A 21,921-nucleotide genomic window follows, 5' to 3' on the forward strand; every position below is an offset into this window, starting at 1 on the left:
CCAGAGCCGGAGTGCAGAAACGCTGGCGGGTGGCGCAGTGGGTGATTGGGTTTGTGATATCTGCACTGATGAATTTTTTCTCAGCCGTCATTTATGCTGTGTTTCTTGCTGAGCTTTTGAGTCCACGAGGTATTGAAAGCTACACGATTTTTCCAGGTTTGGCAGTTCTGCTGGTGCTGGCCGTCACTCTCTATGCGATCGCCCGCCAAGGACTCACCACCAGAGCAGCCGGAACGATTTTGATCGCTGGAGCTGTAGCTGTAGCTGGAGCTGGAGCTGGAGCTGTAGCTGTAGCTGTAGCTGGAGCTGGAGCTGTAGCTGTAGCTGGAGCTGTAGCTGTAGCTGTAGCTGTAGCTGTAGCTGGAGCTGTAGCTGGAGCTGTAGCTGTAGCTGTAGCTGTAGCTGGAGCTGGAGCTGGAGCTGTAGCTGTAGCTGTAGCTGTAGCTGTAGCTGTAGCTGTAGCTGTAGCTGTAGCTGTAGCTGTAGCTGTAGCTGTAGCTGTAGCTGGAGCTGTAGCTGGAGCTGTAGCTGGAGCTGTAGCTGTGCTCGGCCTGTATATCGCCCGCAGGGCGATCCGAGGCGACGAAAAATTTGCCCTCGCCCGATCGATGGGGCTGGCGCTGGGGGCGCTGGGCGGCACGCGCTTTTGCGGGGCCAATTTGTCTGGGGCCAGCTTTGCGAAAGCCACGCTGGGGCGGGCGAGCTTCCACGCCTCGCGCCAGCGCCCCACCATCCTCGCTCAAGTCTGCTGGCGCGAAGTCAAACAGCTCGATCGGGCGCGGCTGGGCGGGTCGATCTTGGCAGACCAGGCGGTGCGCGAGCTGCTGGTGTCGGGCTATGGCTACAAAAAAGACTATACCGACGCCAATTTGCAGGACGCAGACCTGAGCGGCGCAAACCTGAATGGCGCAAACCTGACGCGGGCAAATCTCAGCCAGGCCAGACTCCACAACGCGGATCTGCGCGAGGCCACCCTGACCGCGGCGCTGGCCGTCGGGACAGATTTTGCTGGAGCCGCGCTCACCGGAGCCTGCTTAGAAGCATGGAACATCGACCACACCACCAACCTGAGCCAGGTAGACTGCCAGTTTGTGTTTTTGCTAGAACGTCCCAACGCGCTGGGCAGCCGCGAGCGCCGTCCCCACGAGCCGGATGCGGTGTTTGGGCCGGGTGATTTTGAAAAGCTGTATCGCAAAGTGATGAACACGGTGCAACTGCTGCTGCGGAACGGGGTGAATCCTGAGGCGTTTGCGGCGGCATTTCAGCAGCTCATGCAGGAGCATCCCGACCTGTCCTACGATTCGATCATCGGCATCGAAAAGAAGGACGGCGACGTGCTGCTGACGCTGGAGGTGCCAGACACAGCCGACAAAGCAGCCGTGTCTCGCAGCTTCTTGCATCCCTATGAAACGAAAGTGCGCCAGCTCGAAGCAGAAGTGACCCGCTTGCAAGAACTCCGCTCTGCCGACCTCAAGGAAATTGCCCTGACCATTGCCCGCCAAAAGAACACGACGATTGCTCAACAAGTCATTGGAGACGGACGCGCCATGACCGAAAACACCGACAAAAGCCAAGCCTTTAACGTGGGCGGCGATTTTACCGTCAACGCGACCAATTCGGTTGTGTCGCTGGGCGAACTCAGCGGCACGGTCACCAATACGATTCAGCAGATTCCGGCATCTGCCGAGGGCGACCAGCTTCGGGAACTGCTGACCCAGCTCCAGGCGACGCTATTGGGTGCAGACGACGCGGCCCTTTCGCCCGACGACAAGACCGACGCGCTGGCGGAGGTAAAGCTGCTGGCAGAAGCCGCCCAACAGCCCGACCCCGAACAGAAGAAAACCCTGGCGGGCAAAGCCATGCGGAGCCTCAAACGAATTGCGGGCGGCATTCCCACGGCAGTGCCAGCCACCACCGCGCTAATCGAGTCCGTGAATAAACTGCTGCCAGCGATCGCCACCCTGCTTGGCATTTTAGTTTGAGTTACTTTGAGGCTCGTGCTTCAAATCCGGCGATCGCCGTGTGCAGCGTTAGATAAATCCGGTCGGCTCCGATTTTTTCTAGCAGGCCCGATCGCCGCAGTTGGGCATAGAGGTCTTGCTTCACCCGCGCCAGGGCAAAGGTGATGTGGTGGCTGGCTAGCTCGTCGGAAAACTCCGAGAGCATATCGGCGGCGGTGATGTCGATTTCGACGATCGCCTCGGTATTCAGCACAAACCACTCGACGGGAGCGTGTTCTGCGGCGATCGCTGCCAGCGCCCGCTGCTTAAAGTCTTCCGCATTGGCAAAGCAGAGCGGCGCGTCGTAGCGATAGATGACCAGACCAGGAATCGTGACTGCGCCGGGCCAGTCGTCGATGTCATGCAGGCCGGGCACGTCGGGCGTGGTTCCCAGCACTGCGTCGTGGGGGTGCGTGATGCGGGCAAACAGATCGATCACCGAAAGCCCGACGGCGATCGCCACGCCGACCAAAATATCCGTGAGCAATACGCCAAATAAAGTGGCGATCGCCAGCAAAAACTCGCTCTGGCGAAACCGCCTCAGCCGCTTCAGTTCGGGAACTTCAATCAGCTTGGTAGCCGCATAAATCACGATCGCCCCCAGCGCCGCCTTGGGAAACAGCGCCAGCAGCGGCCGCAAAAATAGGAGTACGACAATGACGACTCCGAAGGCCACCAGCGAAAACAACTGCGACTTGCTGCCCAGGGAATCGCCAATCACCGTGCGGCTGCCGCTGCTGCTGACGGGGAAGCCCTGCATCAGCCCTGTGCCCAGGTTGGCCGCGCCTAGCGCCAGCAATTCCTGATTTGCGTTAACTTCGTAGCCGTTGCGCGTGGCAAAGGCGCGGGCCGTCAGCACGTTGTCCGAATAGCCCACCACCGCAATACCCACCGCCGCCGCCAACAGCGCAGGCAGTTCCGACAGGCTGGCCAGGGGCAGCGCCAGATGCGGCAATCCGGCGGGGATTTCACCTACCACGTCAATGCCCCGTTGATCCAACCCCAGCAGCGCGACGGCTGCCGTCGCCAGTAGCACCGCCAGCAGCGGCCCCGGAGCCGTGCGCCACCGCCGCTGGATGCCAAACAAAAACGCCAGCACCAGCAGCGACAGGAGAAACGTGGGTCGATGAATTTGGTCAAGCTGGCTGAAAAATTCGCCAAACTGGCCAAACACGTTGTCTGACTGGATGGCCACGCCGCTGATTTTGCTCAACTGCCCACCGATCATGATCAGCGCCACGCCGGCCATATAGCCAATCAGAATTGGCTTGGACAGCAGATTCGCCAGGAAGCCCAGCCGCAGCGCCGAGCCAACAATGCACACCAGCCCCACCAGCAGCGCCAACAGTGCCGCCAGACTGGCATAGCTGCTGGGAGAAGTAGCCACTAAAGGGGCGATCGCCGCTGCGGTCATTACGGCGGTGGTGGATTCCGGCCCGACGGAAAGCTGGGGCGACGACCCCAAAACAGCGTAAATCAGCATCGGCGGCAAAATCGCCCACAGCCCCGCCACCGGCCCCACGCCCGCTAGTTCACCATAGGCCATGCACTGAGGAATTAGATACGCTGCCACCGTCACGCCAGCCAGCACATCGCCCCGCAGCCAGTCGCGGCGATAGGACAGCAGCCGACGTAGCCCCGGCATTGGCAGGCGATTCGGTCTCAGCAGGTTTGACTTGACGGCCACGGCAGTTCCTCGGGTTGCGACGGGTTAAGAAGAGATTAAGTCGCATCCTCTAGCCTAACGAAAAGGTGTCTCGGAATACCGTTATTCGCCGTTTTAGTAAGTCCTATCAGTAAACCTTTTCAAAATAATGGGTGTCTGGCATGTCGCGGCGCTGCCCCAGATCGACCCAGCCGCGCTTTTGGTAGAAGGCGATCGCCACCAGGTTAGTTGGGCTGGCGCTGAGGCGGGCCCGCCCATAGCCGTGCTGCCCAAAGAACTCAGCCGCATATTCATCCAGCCGCGCCCCCAGCCCTTGCCCCCGGTACTCTGGAGCCAGGTAAAACAAATTCACATAGCCCACGCTGGCATCGCGCTTCCAGCGGCCTAGCTCGATTTGCCCAATAATTTGCCCGGTTTTCCACAAATGCACGCAACCATTGGGCAACTCCGCAATCCGCCGCTCTAGCCACCGCAAATACTGCACGGCCCCGGCTCCATTTGGCTCGTAAAACCGCTCCGCCGACCCAAAGCTGCACACAAACGCATCCGCCCTGAACTGCACGCACACCTGATGGTGTTTCGCCAGATCAATGGGCTTGAACTCGAAGGCAGCGTCAGAAGAGGACATTGGATGGAGCGTCCTGAGGGTCTGGAGTGCTTTGGGGAAAGCAAGCACGGGGCGATCGCCCCCTGAAACCCTGGATTGCAGAGCCGGTTGCCCGCTGTTGTGCATAGTTTTGCACAATCCTTAGCCAGCGAGATTCATGACTCATGCAATTCCTTAATTTTATTCCTTTATTCCAGGTGTAAATTTTATTCCAGGTGTAAATTGGCAGGGCAAGGGCTGGAATATCGGCTGCGTCTGTCCTAATTAGCATCAACTCGGCCGGCTTCCCAGCTTAGCAAAGCCGACTTGCGCGGCAGCCCCCAGCGATAGCCGCCCAGCTCGCCCGACTCGCGGATGACGCGGTGGCAGGGAATCAGCAGTGCTATTGGGTTACTGCCGATGGCGTTGCCGACGGCGCGGATGGCGGTGGGTCGGCCGAGGTGCTGGGCGATTTGCCGATAGGTGGTCAGGCTGCCGGGGGGAAGCTGGAGCAGCGATCGCCACACCTGAATCTGAAAATTGGTGCCTTTAACCCACAGGCTGATGGGCCGGGGATTGTCGAGCGGGTTCAGGAGGCGATCGCCCACGGGCGCAGTCGCAGCCGGGTCATAGCGCAGCACGGCGTTTGGCCAAAGCCGCCGCAATTCGGCTTCTCCAGCATCCCTGGCAGCGGCATCCGGCACATCCAAAAACAGCAGATTGCATACGCCCCGCGCCGTCGTTGCCACCAGCGCCCGTCCAAACCGCGTCGGGTGAATGCCGTAGACGATTTCCAGCCCTGCGCCGCCCGCCTTATATTCTCCGGGCGACATCGCCTCCAGCGACACAAACAGGTCATGCAGCCGCCCCGGACTCGACAGCCCCGCTTCCAGGCTCAAGTCCAGCAGGCTCTCGGTTTCCGCAATTTTGGACTTGGCATATTCCACCGTCAGATATTGCAAGAACCGCTTGGGGCTGATGCCTGCCCAGCGAGTAAATAGCCGCTGCACATGGGATTCGCTGAGGTGGAGATGCTGGGCTACGGCGGCCAGGTCGGGCTGCTCAACTCGGTGCGCCCGCAAAAAGGCGATCGCCGCTGCAATGCGCTGATAGTCGTCTAGGTCGTCTCCTGCGACCGATCCGGCGACCGGGATTTGATGGGGTTGGAGTGTGTTCATTGCCAAAAAGCTAAGCCAAAATTTTGACTCACTTGCCTACTTTAGCGATCGCCCCTGGCAAAACTCCACCCGATTTTTGCAATCCTGCACCGCAAGTCCCAAAAAACACTGAGCGGGAAGCATACCAGGCGTTTATCTGTCAGCATGATCGAGAACGGTGCGATCGCCTTCCCAACTAAACCTCGGCGACACCTTCAAACATCCAGAGCATCGAGCAGAGATGGGCATCAGCGCGGCAAATCCTGCTCGATGCTTCTATTTAACTCAGCCTCAGCTAAGTTTTAGCCCGAAAATAGAGCGATAATCTGTGCCGATAGTTTTTTATTCTAAATTCCTGCTTTGTGCTTCTGGCTAATCGCGCTAGGCTTATCACATGAATCTTTTACCGAAGCCACGTCGAGTTGCGATCGCCGGGCTTTTCTTCCGTAAGCCTCCAAGTCCGTTGATGGCTTGAATGAGATAGACCAAGCCGCTAAAGGACTATGATAACTATATCGAACGCTTGATATACAAAAAGCCTGGTTTTGAATCCCCCACTTTAGTCAATGCCAAAGATTGTTGACCACGAAGAATATCGCAAAGAGCTGCTGAGCAAGTGTTTTGAGGTGATTGCAGAAAAGGGCTACAACGCAGTCACCATGCGGCAAATCGCTCAGCGCATTGGTGTTTCTACGGGCACGCTTTATCACTACTTTCCTAGCAAGGAAAGTCTGTTCGAGCAGCTTGTGGGTTTTGTTTGCGAACAGGACTCCTTCGAGTTTATGTCCCGCACTGCCCACCTAGAGAGCGTTGCAGAGCGGCTCAGGGTGGGGTTTGAGCTATTGGCGGAGCGCGAAGAATACTTTCAGCACCAAACGCTGATGATGCTGGACTTTGCCCGCCAGCTCAGCCTAGAAGAGGTGAATTGCAATGAAACCTTGCAAAGCTCGGTGGAGGGCACGGAGCAGGGCATGATGCACTGTCTCGGCATTGACGACATCGAACTGGTGCGCTTTTTGGGCAATTTTGTAGATGGACTGTTGCTGCGACGACTGTACGTGGGCGATCGCACGTCGATCCCGCGCCAGGCCGCGCTGCTGGGTGAAATGCTGCAAGCCTACCTCGCCTCTAAGCAAGCCACCCCGAGTGAGCCATCTGCTGCATCCCCCTGCCACGCCCTGAAGCAAACCCTGGAAGAAAAGCTCGGCAAAGATCTGGATGCCACCGCCCTGCTGAGTCAGGACGAGCGCAACTAAGCGACCTTGACGCATTCATAGAAACAGCAGGCGTTTGTGGAGCCTGGGGCTGAATCTGGCTGTCTGCAATCTGCTGGAATTTTTTCAAAAAAGGGCGTGACAAATTGAAACAATGCGCCTATATTGATTTTATAACTCCTGTTCGATATAAATTGTCTTGGCGATCGCCCTGACCTGGATCTTGCCTGTGCGGGCTGCGACAGGGCAGCTGGGTTTCAAGTAAAAAAGCTTTTAAGAAGTTGGGACAGTATTTGCTTGCAGGGTGGTATTTGCTTGCAGGGTAAAGTACGCGCCGCCCTTGGGAGACAGGAGTTTGATGGATGTCTGCGGATCTCACGAGGTGCAAAGGCGCTGCATTGGTTTAGGGTCGAATGCCCCTGCCTCAGCGATTAAGTGCTTGCCTGAGCGCCGCCTTTAGATTGCGCCGCGCGTCAAATCTGGTTCGCTTCCTGGAAATCCTGGCATCTTCCCCTGTCCCCATCGTCTGGAGAGGCTTGCACGATTCGTTAACCCCCGCTCACCACGTTCTCGGAGGAGTGCGTCTGTATGTTTCAGTTTTCATATCGAGCGTTCGATTTGCACCACGAAAAATATCGAACGGTTGATATACAAAAACGCTCCGTCAATTCTTGCGATTCTTGCTCATACTCAACCATGACCCGCTGATGCCGTTTCCAAGGTTCGTGCTGTCTTAAAGCAACACCGCGCTAGATCGCTGAATTCTGGTTTTGCTTTTGGTCAGCTTTGGCTACAAGATTTCCTCAAGAGCAGGTGTTCTTCTATGCAACCAATCAGCCCGTCTCCGCTTGCAAAGCCCAACCTAAAGCTTGCGTTTCTCCCGGTCAAGCAAGCCCGTCGCCGAGCCTCTAGTGTCCTTTCCATCCGCGAACAAGAGGTACTACAGCTTATTGTCGATGGGTGCCGCACCTCTGAAATTGCCAAACGACTGCACCTCAGCCAGAACACTGTCAAGGTTCACGTTCGCAATATCTTTAACAAGTTCGGCGTGAATGATCGCGTGCAAATGGTTGTTCATGCATTTCGGAATGACCTAGTTCACTAGTGCAAATAACCCTAATTATTGGCAAGTCTTTGTAGGATGCACTAGCTTTGTAGGATGCACTAGCGTCAACGTAGCGCACTGAAGTTTTTCGAGTCAGTGTGTTTCTAGAGCGGATCGTGCTAACAAAAAAGCGCCATCAACTAGGCGCTTTTGGGTGTGAGGACTCAGTAAAATGTCTCAGTGAAAAAATGTCCCAGTGAACAGTGACACATTCATCGACCCATTGAGCTTCAGGAATTGGGAGAGAAAAGCTGCCCAATTCCTGGCTTTATAGCGCCTTTATAGCTAGGTTAAGCTTCCGCTTCGGTCGGCTCTTGTTGTTTTTTAGCCTTGTATTGCAGCACTGCCTGAGACAGTTCCGTTGCAACCAGCGTGATGAGCAGTGCATCGTCAATTTGACCCAGGAACGGGATCATGTCTGGTGAAAAGTCGAAGGGGCTGATGAGATAAATCAGTGATGCGCCGACGATCCACCAGCGGTATTTGGGGTTGGCAACCAGCTTGCGAAGCAACCCATAAAACGGCTGAGCAAAAAATTTCTTCATTTCAGTGACTCGATTCGCTTGACCACGACCTTACGTTATTGATCATCGCGGATTGCCCAGGGTTTTGAAAGCGTCTAGAGGTGAGGTTTATAGGGCTGTTTTGGGGGTGAAAACCAGCCTTGGGGTGCAAATTGGGCAAGTGATTTTGGATTTTCAATTGTTTTTTTGAGATGCAGATTGCTTGCAGCCTGGCTTTTGATTCCTAACGTCTCAACGCAGATTGTGCAGCTTGCGTCAGTGCTTTGAGGGCAGTGGCATCGGGGGGTGCTTTGGTGCTGTCTAGGTTGAGCCAGAGCAGGTATTCCAGGTTGCCTGCGGGGCCAACGAGGGGCGACCAAGTGAGATCGGCATAGCGCCAGCCGAGGGTCTGGGCAGCGGTCAACACCTGGGCGATCGCCCCTGCCTGATCCGCCGCCTCTCGCACCACGCCCTTTTTGCCAATTTTTTCCTTGCCCACCTCAAACTGGGGCTTCACCAGCAGAATTACGTCGCGGGGCGGCTCCAGCAGGCTCCACAGCGCCGGTAGCACTTTGGTCAAAGAAATAAACGATACGTCCACAACGCCCAAATCGGGATGTGGATCGCCTGGGCCGTAGAGGTCGGCGGGCGCGAGGTGGCGCAGATTGGTGCGTTCGCGCAGCACCACGCGCTCGTCTTGGCGAATGCTCCAGGCCACCTGGCCATAGCCCACGTCGATGCCATAGACTCGTGCCGCGCCCGCTTGCAGCAGGCAGTCGGTAAAGCCGCCAGTGGAGATGCCGCCATCCAAACACACGCGCCCCGCGACAGGGACTTGAAAGTCTTCCAGCGCCTTGGCTAGCTTTTCGCCGCCGCGAGAAACGAAGGGCGATCGCGCTTTGACTTCGATCTGGGCAGTTGGGTCAATTTCCGTACCCGGTTTGTCGATGACCTGCTGGTTTACCCGCACTTCGCCAGCCCGGATCAGCCGTTGTGCCTGCTGCCGCGACTCGCACAGTCCCAGTTCTACCAGTTGTGCGTCTAGCCGCTGTCGCGCCACGCGATCGCCCCCAAGGTTTCCTACGTCGATTTTAGAGGTTAGATTGGGGATTTTTTAGATTGTCCTGCTGAGAGAGCGCGGGATTTCCAGCGATCGAAAAGCATCAAGAAGCCAGGGGTAGGCGCATTCCTTTAGTTCTGATTCTGATTTCTGATTCTGATTCATGTCGCTGAACAGCCAATGGAGGCTTCCCTCTTCGTTCTTCCCTCTTCGTTCTTCCCTCTTCGTTCTTCCCTCTTCGTTCTTCCCTCTTCGTTCTTCCCTCTTCCCCATGCCCCATGCCGCTGATCAATCGAAATAGCGCTGCTGATCAGCGACCCAGCGACGCGCAATAGCCAGCCCCGCAGGGACAGCGCCAGGGCGATCGCCCCAAGAACCAGCGCCAGAGTTAGAGCATCTTCTGGAACGTGCAGGTTCATAGCAAAGTCTTTGTGCAAAATGGCTCGGCTAGCCTAGCATGTTCTCCGGGCGGTCGGGTGTGCGGGGCGATCGCTTTTGGCAACGGGGGAGCAGAAGTTTTCTTTAAAAAATTCTGTGCAGCGTCACCCCATTTTTCCGAATTTTTGACAAGAACTGCCCTATCTGGAGATCTCGCAGCCGTGAACTTACGGGAAGATAGAGGCTGAATGCTAGTCCATCTCTATCAATTTTTGGTGTAAGCGAGTGAGCGCGATTCCCCCTCTGGATTTAACACAGCAATTTCAGACCATTAGTGCTGAGGTGAATGAAGCGGTGCTGGCGGTGCTAGCTTCGGGACAATATATCAACGGGCCGCGAGTGCAGCAGTTTGAGCAGGCGTTTGCGGCGTATATTGGCAGCTCAGAGGCGATCGCTTGCAATTCGGGGACAGACGCGCTGTATCTGGCGCTGCGGGCGTATGACATCGGTGCGGGAGATGAGGTAATCACCACGCCGTTTACCTTCATCGCGTCGGCAGAAACCATTAGTCAGGCCCAGGCAACGCCCGTCTTTGTGGATATTGACCCGGCCACGTTTAACCTGGATCTGGCGCAGGTCGAAGCGGCGATCACGCCCCGCACTAAGGCGATTATTCCGGTGCATCTGTTTGGGCAGCCCGTGGACATGACGCGGCTGATGGCGATCGCCCAAGCCCACAATCTCATCGTCATCGAAGACAGCGCCCAAGCGGCCGGGGCCGAGTGGAATGGCCAGCGAGTAGGCAGCATTGGGCACATCGGCTGCTTTAGCTTTTTTCCGACCAAAAACCTGGGAGCCTGCGGCGATGGGGGCGCGGTGACGACGAGCGATCCGGCGATCGCCGCCCGCATCCGTGCCCTGCGAGAACACGGCAGCCACACCCGCTACTATCACGACGAAATTGGACTCACGAGTCGCCTAGATGCAGTGCAAGCTGCCATCTTGCAAGTAAAGCTGCGGTATCTGGAAACCTGGAATGATCAGCGACGGGCGATCGCCGCTCGCTATACGGAACTGCTCCGCCCTATTCCGGGCGTGATCCCACCGCTGCCCGTTGCTGGCGGCAAGCCCGTCTGGCATCAGTACACGATTCGCCTGTCGCCGCTGCCTGCGGGAACTGTAGGCGGGGAATACCGCGATCGCGTCCGGCAGTCTATGCAGCAGCAGGGCGTTAGCTCAATGGTCTACTACCCATTGCCGCTGCACCTGCAAAAGGTCTACGAACCGCTGGGCTATGGCCCTGGCTCTTTCCCCATCACAGAGCAGCTTTGCCACGAAGTCCTATCGCTGCCCATGTTCCCCGAACTGACCCCAGAGCAGCAGGAGCAGGTCGTCTACGCCCTGAAGGACAGCCTGAATCTCCAGGGGTAATCGGAACACGCCGCCCACCCAGAAAACCTGCCTCAAACCTCCGCCTGACTCACCACCTGATTCTCCTGCCGCAGGCTGGCTTCAATGAAGGCATCCAGGTCGCCATTCATCACGTCGGTCACGGCAGTGGTTTCGACATTCGTGCGAACGTCTTTCACCATCTGGTACGGATGAAACACATAGTTGCGAATCTGGTTGCCCCAGGCGGCTTCTACCATGTCGCCCCGGATGTCGGCAATTTCTTTGGCACGTTGCTCTTTGGCAATTACCAGCAGCTTGGCCTTCAGGCGGGCCAGGGCTTTTTCTTTGTTCTGAAGCTGCGATCGCTCTTCGGTACAGCGCACTAAAATCCCCGTTGGCAAGTGTCGCACCAGCACCCCTGTTTCCACCTTGTTCACATTCTGACCGCCCTTGCCGCCAGAGCGCATGGTGGTAATTTCCAGGTCTTTTTCGGGAATGTCGAGAGTCACCGAGTCGTCGAGAATCGGCATCACTTCTACACCCGCAAAGCTAGTTTGCCGCTTGTCATTGGCGTTGAAGGGCGAAATTCTCACCAGACGATGCGTTCCCTTTTCGTTTTTCAAATAGCCGTAGGCGTAGCGCCCGTCGATTTCTAGCGTGGCAGATTTGATCCCTGCTTCGTCGCCCTCTGACAGTTCCGACAGCGACACCTTATAGCCGTGACTCTCACCCCAGCGGGTATACATCCGCAGCAGCATCTCGGCCCAGTCTTGCGCGTCGGTGCCGCCTGCGCCCGCGTTAATCGTTAGCACTGCGCCCCGGTCATCGTATTCGCCAGAGAGCAACTGCTGAAGCTCCCACTGGTCGAGTTCGCGGCTCATCTGGCTGAGGCTGTCCTGCGCCTCTTGCAGCAGCGATTCGTCGGATTCCAGTTCCAACAGTTCCAGCACTGCCTGGGCATCGTCTAGGGTGGTTTTCCAGCGCTGCACCTGCTCGACGTGGGATTTTAGGTCGTTGAGTTCTTGCAGCACTCGCTGGGCCTGGGTCTGGTTGTCCCAAAAGTCGGGCTGCGAGGCGACCTGCTCTAGGTCTTGGATTTTGGCGTTTAGAGCAGGCAGGTCAAAGATAGTCCTGGGTATGACCCAGGCGATCAGACAACTGTTCGATGCTGCGCTTAATGTCGGACGAATCGATCATTAGGGGTTGGGAGTAAGGGGTCAGGTTAAATTCTGCGGCAGGTGTTAGCGGGGCTAAAAGTCAGGGTCTTTGCGAATCCCTGTCCCCTTAGTTCTGATCCGTAGAACCCTTATTTTACCTCTGCGGCCGGGGCCTTGGGGGTGGCGATCGCCTTCGGGTAGGCAATCCGCTGGTGGTTAAACTGTTGCCACACCTGCACGAAGACTTCGGCAATCCGAGGCATTTCCGATCGCTCTAGGCCCGAATCGACCAACTGATTGTCTTGCCAGCGGGCATAGAGGATGCGGTTGACCATCGCCAGCGCGTCTTTGGGTGTGGCATCTTTGAGCGATCGCAGCGCGGCTTCGCAGGAATCGGCCAGCATGACAATGCCCGTCTCGCGAGATTGGGGAATCGGCCCATCGTAGCGAAAATCTGCCTCACGCAGGGTGAGCGATGGGTCGGCTTTGACGCGCTGCTGGGCTTCGTGGAAAAAGTAGCCGACCAGCATCGTGCCCTGGTGTTCAGGAATAAAGGCGCGGATGGCGCGAGGCAGGCGATAGCGGCGGGCCATGGCCTCGCCTTCGGTGACGTGCTTTTTAATAATGCTGGCGCTCACCCAGGGGTCGTCAATGCTGTCGTGCTTGTTGGGGCCGCCCATCTGGTTTTCGATAAAGCCCAGCGGGTCGTGCATCTTGCCAATGTCGTGGTAGAGGGTCCCTGCCCGCACCAGCTCCACATTGCAGCCCAGCTCGCGGGCGGCTGCCTCCGCCAGCGTAGACACAAACAGCGTGTGCTGAAAGGTGCCAGGGGCCTCCTCGGCCAGCCGCTTGAGCAGGGGCCGGTTGGGGTTCGACAGTTCCACTAGCCGAATCGGGGTCACTAGGTCAAAGGCTTGCTCCAGGTAGGGACTGATGCCTAGCGCGACGATGCTCCAGGCAACGCCCAGCAAGCCCTGCGTCACCGAGGCCATGAGGATGGTGTACCAGACAATGCCGCTGCCGCCGCTGACAATCAGGCTCAGCAGCAGGTAGACCAGCCCTTGCGTCAGCCCGATGGCTCCGCCCAGCAGGGCGATCTCTTCGCGCGATCGCAGTCGGCCCGCCATCACCGCCCCCAGCAGGCTGCTGACGGAACTGGCAAACAGGTGGCGACTGCCGACATTCATCCCCAGCGGCAGGGCCAAGCTGAGAAATGCTGCAACCGTCGCGCCCAGTGGCGATCCGTAAAACGTGCTGACCAATAGCCCCACAGCGGGTAGCGTCGTGGTCGATGCGCCCAGCGCTAGCAGCACCGGGGTACTCAGCACCAGCAGCATCACCAGCACATAGTCGCGCCGTCGAAAACCGGGGTGAAAGCGTCTTTCCAGCAGGAGAAATGCCGCCACGCCGCCGCTCACTAGGGCCGCAAAGCTGGTCAGCCCAAACCAGTTGATCCCGCGCTGGCTCAGCCCAAAGTGGTCGAGCAGCACAAAGTCTTCCTGGGTAATGACATCTCCCTGCTCGACAATGACTTCACCCCGTCGAATGGTCACCATAACTGGCTCAACTGCCTGGGCAGCCTGCTCTGCCTGGAGCCGAGTTTGGGCTGGGTCTTGGATCAAGTTTGGCTCGATGGCAGAAATCAGCAGGGTGCTGGCCAGGGGCAACGTGTTGGCGGGTAGGTCGGTTCCCATCTGAATGCGAATGGCATCTTTCAAGATGCCGTTGGGCAGCCCTGGTGGCACTCCCTGCGTGAGAATTCGCTCCAAGGCGCGGCGGATTTTGACTTTAGTGTCTAGCCATTCGGTATCGGACAGTTGCAGCACGGCGGGCGAGTAGAGGCGGCTTATGCCTTCTGTGGGGGTAGATAGCTCCGCACGGGCGATCGCATAGTTTTGGCGGGCCCGCACGATGACTCGCTTCAGCGCCGAAAAGTCTTCTTCTGACATGGAGCGTCGCTGATTTTGCAGTTCCAGAATGGCGAGCTGCTGAGCCGACCGCGACGATGGCTCTCGCCCGCCTGAGGTGGAGGGAGTCGAGGGCAATGGCAGGCGGCTGGCGGTCGATTCGACCGCTGCAATCATCGATTCCCACTCTGCCTTTGAGGTTTGCCGCAGGTGGGATTGCGTTGCAGTAGACAGAGTGCCTGTAGAAACGTAAGGAAAGGGGCCAGCCATCTGGCGCAGTGCGTCTCCTTCATCCAAGAGGCGCTGAATGTTTTGATAAACGCGCTGGTTGACCACTGAATCGATCATCAGCACGGGCAGCGCACCCAGGCGGGCAGCCATCCGCTTTTCTTCGGTTGACTTGCTATCTAGCACCGTCGCATTCTCTGCGGCCCGCAGTGTTTGGGGAGCAACGGTGCCAACGGCAAGCTGAGGCTCGTTATAAAACCGATAGCCAATCACGCTCGTCAGCGTCAGCACTGCCAGTAGCGCGTAGGCCCGGGGGTATGCACAGGTCGAAGAAAAGGACGACTTGCGACGACGAGCCGGGGGACAGAGCCAGTCTTGTCCCAAGCGAGCCGCCTGGGAAACCTGGAGCCACAGACGATTGGCATGTTCGTTAGAAAAGCGAGTCGGCAGGGTACCAGATTGCCTACCAGGGCGCAGAGTGCCTGGTTCAGAGCGATGTCTTTGCCGCCCCGCTTCAAACTGTTTGGAAGATCCTCGGAACAGTTTCATCAGCGCACCAAGTGGCACTCAATTAAAGGGCTATGGCGATCGCACCAAGTACGAGACGATTTTTTCTCTAAGCGTTCTTAACCGAAGCGTTCTTAACCAACCAGTCAAACACCTAAACCCATCTCGCCAGCTACAGATCTCTAGTATAAGCGAGGGGTTTCTTTACAAGAAGATGGGGCCGGGTTGATTCGTGGAGCAACGGGGAAACACACCTCGAAGGATGGGGTTCACTCGCAGGCTTGCACCTGAGCCATCCGCAGCACCAAATCGTCTATCGTTGGGCGGACGGTTCGCACAGGCTGGTCAAAATGGTTGACCAGAATGCTAATCACTAGGGGTGGATGCTGGAGTGGCTCCAGATAGCCCGATAGCGCGGCGATGCCGCTGATGGCTCCTGTCTTGCCCCAGAACCTTCCCTGGACGGGCGTATTGCGGAAGCGGCTCTGCAAGGTGCCGCTGCTGCCAGCCACGGCCAGAGAGTCGCGAAACACGCGGGCGTTGGGTGTGTGGGCGATCGCCCTCAGGGTTTCCACCAGCGATTCTGGGCTAGCCAGGTTTTTGCGAGCCAGCCCAGAACCATCAACAGGAGCGTAGCTGTCGGCGGATACGCCCAGTTGGGTCAGCGTCGCCTTGAGAGCCATGATTCCGGCAGAGAGGCTATTGGCGGACTGGTCGGGCAATTGCTCTGCGCCGAGAATTCTCAGCATTGCCTCGGCGTAGAGGTTTTCGCTGTTGGCGTTGGTGGGTTTGAGCAATTCCGACAGTGGTGCAGAGGCGATGCTGGCGATTTCGGGTTCCGTGAGGCGAGTGGGTGTGGTGGTGATCGCCACAGGGCCGAGCGCAATGCCCTGGCTACGGAGCGATCGCCGCAGTCGGTTGATGAAATGGCGAGTCGGGTCGGTGACGGGGACGATTTCCAGTTCTGCGGCGCTGCCGACCCGCAACTGACCGCCCACCCGCAGCAGCAGTCGGTCAAAGGCGCGGCGGACGGCTGTAAATTCGGCTTCGCTGGCGGCGACGGTGCGAGAGCGATTGTCGATGGCCCAACCCGCACCATCGGCCGGGTCGCGCCACACGACACGGAGGGGCTGCCCCTGCGCCTGGGGAACCAACTGGAGGGCGATCGCATTGCCATCCACCATCACACTGCTGACGGGTGCGCCGTAGCCCGCCTGGGCATCTTCCCAGTCCCAGTTGGGGTTCACCTCGTCGCCTTGGAAGTAGGAGGCATCGACCGTCAGGTGATCGATGCGGGTGATGCCCTGTGCCTTGAGTTGTGTGGTCAGCGTATCAAGTTGGGCAGTGGTGAGCGTAGGGTCGCCGCGCCCCACCAGCCGCAGCCGAACTTGCCCTGTCTCTGCTGTCTCACGATCGCTTGCGTCTCGGTAGATAGAGGTGCGAATGCGAAAGGCGGGGCCGAGGGCCGTCAGCGTGGCTGCTGTGGTGAAGATTTTGGCATTGGAAGCGGGAATGAAAAACTGGTCTGCTTCGCGGGCATAGAGCGTGTCGCCCGTGTCGAGCGATCGCACCAATACGCCCCAGCGCGATCGCGGCACAGGCTCTGCATTCAGTAGCGCGTCCAGTTGCCCTGGCAAATCTGCCGCGCAGAAACTGCCGGGAGATTGGGCAATTTGGGGATTTTGGATTTTGGATTTTGGATTTTGGTTGGGGCCTGGGTTAGGAACTTGGCTTTGGGCGATTGCCGTGGAAGGGTTCCCACTGCCCAACAGCGCCAAGAGCGCGGCGAAGACAATCGGGGCTTTCTGGCTGCGGTGCCAGCCCTGCCACCCGCCCTGCCAGCCGATGCTCAAAGCCGCTCCTCTAGGGGCTTGCAGAAAGTCTCCACGCCCGTTTTTTGTACGTAAATGGCAACCAACGTCGCCAGATCAACGGGCAGCACCATTTCGGCTGCTAGAAGCTGGATGCCCAGGGCGATCGCCCCTGTTTCCAGGTGACCTCGAACACCAGACTGGCAAACGTAGACCCGCCAGCGCTTGGCAAAACCATCGAGCCAGCCTTCTGACTGATCGGGTTCCTGTCCTTCCCGCAGCGCTAGGGCGATCGCCGCGTCTTCCAAATCTCCTTCGCAATCTTCCAGCATGATCAATGCTGCCAGGGCCTCAGGATTTTCGGCTAGTTCGGCGCGATAACGAACCAATTCATCAGGCGAGACAATCATGCAGGTTTTGGGCAAACGTAAAAGGGTGACGACTCTGGTACATCATAGAGCAGCGTTGAGCAGCATTGGGAAAGACGCGCCGTGAGTCTTCAGGAACCCAATGATTAACGCGGCTTGTTGCAAGCCTGCGGCACTCTTGCGAAGCACCAAAATCGTCAACTATGAAACACTGCCAGATGAAACACTGCCAGATGAAACACTGCCAGACCCTGCCTACAGAGATCTTGGCGGCTTCTGCTAGCTTCTTGGGGCTATAGTGCGCCCATGCTGGCTAGTCCCAAAATCACTCCCGCGCCAAGGATGTGACCGAGAGAGGTCGTTCCCAGCAGCGCTCCCAGTCCCATGCCGCCAAACATGTTAGAGGAGGGCAACTCCGGCCCAACGCTGGGCTGTTGAATTGTGAATTTGCCAATGGCGATCGCCAGAATGTTGCACAGGATCATGACAATTGCCGTTTTGGGGCCCCATTCCAGGGTGGTGGGCACGGCAGCAAGTAACGGGGAAATGAACAAGGCTCGATCTCCTAAGTCATGAAAAGAGGAATGAATCAGAATGCTGATCTTTCCCACGCTCCGCAGGCCCCCGGCCAGCAAACCTGCCTCCCCGAAACCTCCGGCGGGCGAAAGACTAGCTTAAGGGCACTAGTATCAAAAAACGGACAACCTCTGGCATAGTTTGCATCAATAGTTAACGTTTGCCGCAACAAAATTCTACAAAAGGCGATCGCCCCCAGTCGCACTGGTTGCAGGTTGCGCCCTATGCGTTTTGCTAACCAAGCCTAGAAAGATCCGTCATGATCGAGAGTGATAGTCTCATTTCGCCTTGATCCCCCTCGCCCCTGACCCCTCTCACCCCCCGGAGGGCCAACATGTCCAACCGACTGCCGCTACGCGATCGCCAGGATGCCGGACAACAGCTTGCACCGCTGGTGGCTGCCGAGGTGAGCCTGCTGCGGTTTCGCTATCCCGATGCTCAACCGCTGGTCTACGCGCTGCCTAGGGGTGGCATTCCGGTGGCAGCGCCGATTGCCCAGAGCTTGCGCTGTCCGCTGGACGTGATGGTAGCCAAAAAGGTGACGCGCCCCGACAATCCAGAGTTGGCGATTGGGGCGGTGACGGCCGACGGCCAGGTGATGCGATCGCGCCATGCCGGGATGATGGAAACGCGAACATTGCTATGGCGGAGCGCAGTGCAAACCGCACAGGCGAGCGCTCGTATCCAGCAAGACTTGTTTTCGGGAGGCATGAAGCCGAATGATCCCCGTGGGGCGATCGCCATTCTGGTCGATGACGGCATTGCCACTGGGCTGACGATGGCCGCCGCTGCTCGTGCCCTGCAAGCCAAGCATCCGGCAGCAGTGCTAATCTGTGCGCCCGTTGCGCCCTCGCGGGTTGTGCCGTTTCTCAAGCATTGGGGCGACCGCATCGTCCTGTTGGCGGCTCCGCGCTCTTTTCTCAGCGTCAGCCGCTTCTATGTCGAGTTTCCCCAGGTCGAAACCGAAGAAGCCCTAGACATTCTCAAGCGCCACAATCAAACGCTCCAGGAGTCAGGGCTTCGTTAAGTTGGATGCTGTAATGCTCTGAAACCTGAAGGTGCAATCTAGCCGTGAACCCTGCATTCAGGCTTCTAGGTCAACGTTCCAGCGGTGAAGACTCCAGCGGTGAAGTGCGTTCAGGACTCGTCGTAGGCTTCCATGTCTAGCAGGTAGTAGTAGGGTTCTGCCAGTTCGGGGCGCTGGAAGGCGATCGCCCTCAGCAGGTGCCAGTCGCGCAGCCCTTCAAAGACGTTTGCATAGTCGTCTTGTTCGAGCCGCTTCGCCAGGTTTTCTACCTCGCCCTCGGTCATTTTGGCGACATCTTGCTCGCAAAAATCTAGTGTACGCATGGCTCGCCCTCCAAATTCCGACTAGTCAGAAAGCAATCCTTCAGAAAGCAATTCTCCAGAGCAGACCCCCATCCATACCTCCGCGGACTTCGCTGCCTGCGTAGGCTTCGCTGAGAGCCATAGACCTCTACATCTCCTATCCTATTCGCTCCGGCTCGCTGACAACCGTATTTCTTCTGTAAAGTTTTGCGCCAATTTCAGCACCTCTGGGGTAATTTCGTGACCCGTTGATAGCTCGTGATACCGCACCGATAGCCCCGCTGATTGCAGGACATCGCGCGATCGCCGGGCCGCACCAATCGGCACCACCAAATCTTGCTGACCATGCACCATCAGCACGGGTGGGGGCAGCGCGATCCCCAGTTGGGGTGGCCCGTGCAAATAGCCGCTCAGCACCAGCAGCCCCGCCAGCGGCAGACTCAGACCGACCTCCAAAGCCATCGCGCCGCCCTGCGAAAAGCCTGCCAGCAGCGTTTTTTCTAGCGGCACACCCGTGATCGAAACGAGCGATCGCAGCCATTCTGTTAGTCGGACAGCGCTCTCCCGCAGCTTGGGTTGATTCACGAATTCTGGATCGCTCTCGAAGGAATAGCCATCGGGCAAGTCGTACCAAACGCAACCTGTGGGCCCGTAGGGATAGGGAAACGGCGCATCAGGAAATAGCAGTTGCATCGTCGGCAAATCCAGCATCAGCGCCAGCGAAGCCACATCCTGGGCATTGGCTCCCCAGCCATGCAGCATGACCAGCAGCGCTTCCGGCGGTTTGCCGCTGCGGGGCGGGATGGAAATCGCTCTCAGAGACACAGTCTTCCTCTTGGTAGAAATTCAGCAGGAGTGTAAAAAGGATTGATGCGTGTGGACTCTGGATAGTGGTTGTTAGGGGTAATTTTGGGCGGCGACTCTAGAGGTTAAGGGGAGCTTGGCGCTAACTCTGCCTTGGCGGAGCCATTCAGCCAGAGTGCGAATTTAGCGAACCCAGGTTTAGACCTCCAGACGGCGATCGCCCTGAACGCAGTTCCATCAAAATCAAACGCAGTTCGATCAAATCATTCGATCAAATCATAAGTTTCCCAGCCCATTGTTTCCATATACTCTGAGTATTCTGAGGAAGCGTCAACCGCAGCTTTTGAGCAGTCCTTTAGTCCTTTCATGCAAGTGCGTCAGCCAGATGAACTGGTTAAGTGTTTTCATGAAGTGGTGAGGCGCTTGCGTGAAGTATTTCAGTCGTTATGCCGCCATCATTCGGGTTCGAGTCGGTTTAGAGTCGTTTTTGAGTTAGTAGAGTGCCATGACCCGTTTAGCTCTTCTGAGCGTTTCTGACAAAACCGGACTGGTGGCGTTTGCCCGCCAGCTTGTAGAAACGTTCAATTTTTCGATTATCAGTAGCGGTGGCACTGCCGAAGCGCTGAAGGCGGCAGGCATCCCAGTTACCAAAGTTTCTGACTACACGGGTTCCCCCGAAATCCTGGGTGGGCGCGTAAAGACATTGCATCCCCGCATTCACGGCGGCATTCTGGCCCGACGGGACATTCCCCAAGACCTGACCGATCTAGAGGCAAACCAGATTCAGCCGATTGACCTGGTGGTGGTGAATCTCTATCCCTTTGAGCAGACCATTGCCCAACCGGGTGTGTCGCTGGCAGACGCGGTGGAGCAGATCGATATCGGCGGCCCGGCAATGCTGCGGGCTTCGGCTAAAAACTTTGCCCATGTCACCGTGCTGTGCAATCCGGCGCAGTATGACGAATATCTGACGGAATTGCGGCAGGGGGATGGTCAGGTGTCGTTTGAGTTTCGCCGAGCCTGCGCCTTGGCAGGATTTTCGCACACGGCGAAGTATGACGCGGCGATCGCCACCTACCTGGCCGCGCAATCGGCAACCCGCGAACCCATTGCCGCAGAATCGACCAGCGAGCATCCAGCTTCGATTGCCCTTACGGGTCGCCTGCTGCAACCCCTGCGCTATGGCGAAAACCCCCATCAGCCTGCCGCCTGGTATCAAACTGGGGAATCGCCTAGGGGCTGGGCAGCAGCAACCCAGATCCAGGGCAAGGAGTTGAGCTATAACAACTTGGTCGATCTGGAGGCGGCGCGGCAGATTGTGGCGGAGTTTGACGATGCGCCTGGTGCGCCTGCCGCTGCTGTGATTATCAAACACACCAATCCCTGCGGCGTGGCGCTAGGCAATACCCTGCTGGAGGCGTATACCAAAGCCTATGCGGCCGACTCGACCTCGGCCTTTGGCGGCATTGTGGCGCTGAATCAACCCATCGATGGGGAGACGGCGGCAGCATTGACCCAGACCTTTTTGGAATGCGTCGTTGCGCCGGGGTGTGATGCGGCAGCGGCAGAAATCCTGGCGGCAAAGTCCAAGGTGCGGGTGCTGACGCTGCCCGACCTGCACACGGGCCCAGCGCAGACGGTGAGGGCGATCGCCGGAGGGCTGCTGCTCCAGGCATCCGACGACCTCCCCATCGACATCAGCCAGTGGAAAGTCGCCACCGAAAAAGCGCCGACCGACGACCAGTGGGCAGAACTGCGCTTTGCCTGGGCGGTCTGCAAGCACGTCAAATCCAACGCCATTGTGGTCACAAACCACCGCACCACGCTGGGCATTGGCGCAGGACAGATGAACCGGGTCGGCTCTGTGAAGCTGGCGCTGGAGCAGGCGGGCGATCGCGCTAGGGGCGCAATTTTAGCCAGTGACGGCTTTTTCCCGTTTGACGATTCGGTGCGGCAGGCGGCGGCAGCGGGGATCGTGGCGATCGCCCAACCTGGCGGCAGTCTGCGCGATGCCGAGTCGATTCAGGCCGCAAACGAGCTGGGATTGGCTATGATTTTCACGGGCGTTCGCCATTTCTTGCATTAGGTTTTCCTGATTGCACTTCGTCGCCCAGATGTTCAAGTCGTAAAACTGCATAACAACTAGCAGCCCATCGCTCGACTTTCCAGTAAT

19 protein-coding genes are annotated in these 21,921 nt (G+C 57.7%); 6 read left to right on the forward strand and 13 right to left on the reverse strand.

Annotated features, from left to right (window positions below):
* Positions 1 to 80 precede the first annotated feature (80 nt).
* Positions 81 to 710, reverse strand: coding sequence for a hypothetical protein (locus tag O77CONTIG1_RS25975; protein ID WP_225894822.1), 630 nt, complete (start codon positions 708 to 710; stop codon positions 81 to 83).
* Here O77CONTIG1_RS25975 and O77CONTIG1_RS25980 point away from each other — a divergent pair.
* Positions 660 to 1,982 carry a pentapeptide repeat-containing protein gene (locus tag O77CONTIG1_RS25980; protein WP_286132679.1) on the forward strand — a complete coding sequence of 441 codons (1,323 nt, stop codon included), beginning with the start codon at positions 660 to 662 and terminating at the stop codon, positions 1,980 to 1,982. The genes O77CONTIG1_RS25975 and O77CONTIG1_RS25980 overlap by 51 nt on opposite strands.
* Position 1,983: 1 nt before the next feature.
* Here the strand turns inward: O77CONTIG1_RS25980 and O77CONTIG1_RS04230 are convergent, their stop codons facing one another.
* From O77CONTIG1_RS04230 to O77CONTIG1_RS04240, 3 genes are all read right to left on the reverse strand, one after another.
* The gene (locus tag O77CONTIG1_RS04230; RefSeq protein ID WP_286132534.1) at positions 1,984 to 3,687 is read right to left on the reverse strand and encodes a SulP family inorganic anion transporter; all 1,704 of its coding nucleotides are present in this window, start codon (positions 3,685 to 3,687) and stop codon (positions 1,984 to 1,986) included.
* A gap of 106 nt (positions 3,688 to 3,793) precedes the next feature.
* On the reverse strand, positions 3,794 to 4,294 hold the full coding sequence (locus tag O77CONTIG1_RS04235) for a GNAT family N-acetyltransferase (RefSeq protein WP_068508339.1): 501 nt from the start codon (positions 4,292 to 4,294) through the stop codon (positions 3,794 to 3,796).
* A 239-nt stretch (positions 4,295 to 4,533) separates the two neighbouring features.
* Positions 4,534 to 5,430: a methylated-DNA--[protein]-cysteine S-methyltransferase gene (locus tag O77CONTIG1_RS04240; protein WP_068508341.1), complete on the reverse strand. Its 897-nt coding sequence runs from the start codon at positions 5,428 to 5,430 to the stop codon at positions 4,534 to 4,536.
* Between the two features lie 545 nt (positions 5,431 to 5,975).
* On the opposite strand from O77CONTIG1_RS04240, the gene O77CONTIG1_RS04245 reads away from it, so the two are divergent.
* Both O77CONTIG1_RS04245 and O77CONTIG1_RS23295 read left to right on the forward strand, forming a co-directional pair.
* Complete coding sequence (locus O77CONTIG1_RS04245) at positions 5,976 to 6,665, forward strand: TetR/AcrR family transcriptional regulator (RefSeq protein ID WP_068508344.1); 690 nt, start codon at positions 5,976 to 5,978, stop codon at positions 6,663 to 6,665.
* Positions 6,666 to 7,446: 781 nt separating this feature from the next.
* Positions 7,447 to 7,728 carry a response regulator transcription factor gene (locus O77CONTIG1_RS23295; RefSeq protein WP_084782168.1) on the forward strand — a complete coding sequence of 94 codons (282 nt, stop codon included), beginning with the start codon at positions 7,447 to 7,449 and terminating at the stop codon, positions 7,726 to 7,728.
* Positions 7,729 to 8,018: 290 nt separating this feature from the next.
* Here the strand turns inward: O77CONTIG1_RS23295 and O77CONTIG1_RS04250 are convergent, their stop codons facing one another.
* Together O77CONTIG1_RS04250 and O77CONTIG1_RS04255 are read right to left on the reverse strand one after the other, a co-directional pair.
* Positions 8,019 to 8,273, reverse strand: coding sequence for a YkvA family protein (locus tag O77CONTIG1_RS04250; RefSeq protein WP_084782171.1), 255 nt, complete (start codon positions 8,271 to 8,273; stop codon positions 8,019 to 8,021).
* 202 nt (positions 8,274 to 8,475) lie between these two features.
* Entirely contained in the window at positions 8,476 to 9,291 is an 816-nt protein-coding gene (locus O77CONTIG1_RS04255) for a TlyA family RNA methyltransferase (protein WP_068508345.1), read from the reverse strand.
* 663 nt (positions 9,292 to 9,954) lie between these two features.
* Between O77CONTIG1_RS04255 and O77CONTIG1_RS04265 the strand changes: the two genes are divergently transcribed.
* Positions 9,955 to 11,100 (forward strand): DegT/DnrJ/EryC1/StrS family aminotransferase, encoded by a 1,146-nt coding sequence (locus tag O77CONTIG1_RS04265; protein WP_084782173.1) that lies wholly within the window; start codon positions 9,955 to 9,957, stop codon positions 11,098 to 11,100.
* Positions 11,101 to 11,132: 32 nt separating this feature from the next.
* Here the strand turns inward: O77CONTIG1_RS04265 and prfB are convergent.
* From prfB to psaK, 5 genes are all read right to left on the reverse strand, one after another.
* A protein-coding gene (gene prfB / locus O77CONTIG1_RS04270; RefSeq protein ID WP_197673319.1) for a peptide chain release factor 2 occupies positions 11,133 to 12,258 on the reverse strand; the annotation gives its coding sequence in 2 pieces (ribosomal slippage) (positions 11,133 to 12,182 and positions 12,184 to 12,258; 1,125 coding nt in all).
* Between the two features lie 109 nt (positions 12,259 to 12,367).
* Positions 12,368 to 14,902 carry an HD family phosphohydrolase gene (locus tag O77CONTIG1_RS04275; RefSeq protein WP_068508350.1) on the reverse strand — a complete coding sequence of 845 codons (2,535 nt, stop codon included), beginning with the start codon at positions 14,900 to 14,902 and terminating at the stop codon, positions 12,368 to 12,370.
* A gap of 227 nt (positions 14,903 to 15,129) precedes the next feature.
* A complete protein-coding gene (gene dacB / locus O77CONTIG1_RS04280; RefSeq protein WP_068508352.1) occupies positions 15,130 to 16,713 on the reverse strand; it encodes a D-alanyl-D-alanine carboxypeptidase/D-alanyl-D-alanine-endopeptidase in 1,584 nt (527 codons plus the stop codon).
* A complete protein-coding gene (locus tag O77CONTIG1_RS04285; protein WP_068508354.1) occupies positions 16,710 to 17,081 on the reverse strand; it encodes a hypothetical protein in 372 nt (123 codons plus the stop codon). The genes dacB and O77CONTIG1_RS04285 overlap by 4 nt, the downstream gene beginning before the upstream one ends.
* Positions 17,082 to 17,332: 251 nt before the next feature.
* Complete coding sequence (psaK, locus tag O77CONTIG1_RS04290; RefSeq protein ID WP_068516001.1) at positions 17,333 to 17,593, reverse strand: photosystem I reaction center subunit PsaK; 261 nt, start codon at positions 17,591 to 17,593, stop codon at positions 17,333 to 17,335.
* Between the two features lie 356 nt (positions 17,594 to 17,949).
* Here psaK and O77CONTIG1_RS04295 point away from each other — a divergent pair, with 356 nt between their 5' ends.
* Positions 17,950 to 18,642: a phosphoribosyltransferase gene (locus O77CONTIG1_RS04295; RefSeq protein ID WP_068508357.1), complete on the forward strand. Its 693-nt coding sequence runs from the start codon at positions 17,950 to 17,952 to the stop codon at positions 18,640 to 18,642.
* A 110-nt stretch (positions 18,643 to 18,752) separates the two neighbouring features.
* On the opposite strand, the gene O77CONTIG1_RS04300 is transcribed toward O77CONTIG1_RS04295, so the two are convergent.
* Both O77CONTIG1_RS04300 and O77CONTIG1_RS04305 read right to left on the reverse strand, forming a co-directional pair.
* On the reverse strand, positions 18,753 to 18,965 hold the full coding sequence (locus O77CONTIG1_RS04300; RefSeq protein WP_068508359.1) for a DUF2555 domain-containing protein: 213 nt from the start codon (positions 18,963 to 18,965) through the stop codon (positions 18,753 to 18,755).
* A 141-nt stretch (positions 18,966 to 19,106) separates the two neighbouring features.
* Entirely contained in the window at positions 19,107 to 19,769 is a 663-nt protein-coding gene (locus tag O77CONTIG1_RS04305; protein ID WP_068508361.1) for an alpha/beta hydrolase, read from the reverse strand.
* A 484-nt stretch (positions 19,770 to 20,253) separates the two neighbouring features.
* Here O77CONTIG1_RS04305 and purH point away from each other — a divergent pair, with 484 nt between their 5' ends.
* Positions 20,254 to 21,834, forward strand: coding sequence for a bifunctional phosphoribosylaminoimidazolecarboxamide formyltransferase/IMP cyclohydrolase (purH, locus tag O77CONTIG1_RS04310; RefSeq protein ID WP_068508363.1), 1,581 nt, complete (start codon positions 20,254 to 20,256; stop codon positions 21,832 to 21,834).
* Positions 21,835 to 21,921 lie beyond the last annotated feature (87 nt).

It is taken from the genome of Leptolyngbya sp. O-77, from assembly GCF_001548395.1.
Classification (GTDB): domain Bacteria; phylum Cyanobacteriota; class Cyanobacteriia; order Elainellales; family Elainellaceae; genus Thermoleptolyngbya.

What these genes read in the sequence shown, in the direction of transcription:
- O77CONTIG1_RS04235 (WP_068508339.1), bottom strand. Translation starts at nt 4,294, where the DNA reads ATGTCCTCTTCTGACGCTGCCTTCGAGTTCAAGCCCATTGATCTGGCG.
- O77CONTIG1_RS04240 (WP_068508341.1), bottom strand. Translation starts at nt 5,430, where the DNA reads ATGAACACACTCCAACCCCATCAAATCCCGGTCGCCGGATCGGTCGCA.
- O77CONTIG1_RS04245 (WP_068508344.1), top strand. Translation starts at nt 5,976, where the DNA reads ATGCCAAAGATTGTTGACCACGAAGAATATCGCAAAGAGCTGCTGAGC.
- O77CONTIG1_RS23295 (WP_084782168.1), top strand. Translation starts at nt 7,447, where the DNA reads ATGCAACCAATCAGCCCGTCTCCGCTTGCAAAGCCCAACCTAAAGCTT.
- O77CONTIG1_RS04250 (WP_084782171.1), bottom strand. Translation starts at nt 8,273, where the DNA reads ATGAAGAAATTTTTTGCTCAGCCGTTTTATGGGTTGCTTCGCAAGCTG.
- O77CONTIG1_RS04275 (WP_068508350.1), bottom strand. Translation starts at nt 14,902, where the DNA reads ATGAAACTGTTCCGAGGATCTTCCAAACAGTTTGAAGCGGGGCGGCAA.
- O77CONTIG1_RS04285 (WP_068508354.1), bottom strand. Translation starts at nt 17,081, where the DNA reads ATGATTGTCTCGCCTGATGAATTGGTTCGTTATCGCGCCGAACTAGCC.
- O77CONTIG1_RS04295 (WP_068508357.1), top strand. Translation starts at nt 17,950, where the DNA reads ATGTCCAACCGACTGCCGCTACGCGATCGCCAGGATGCCGGACAACAG.
- O77CONTIG1_RS04300 (WP_068508359.1), bottom strand. Translation starts at nt 18,965, where the DNA reads ATGCGTACACTAGATTTTTGCGAGCAAGATGTCGCCAAAATGACCGAG.
- purH (WP_068508363.1), top strand. Translation starts at nt 20,254, where the DNA reads ATGACCCGTTTAGCTCTTCTGAGCGTTTCTGACAAAACCGGACTGGTG.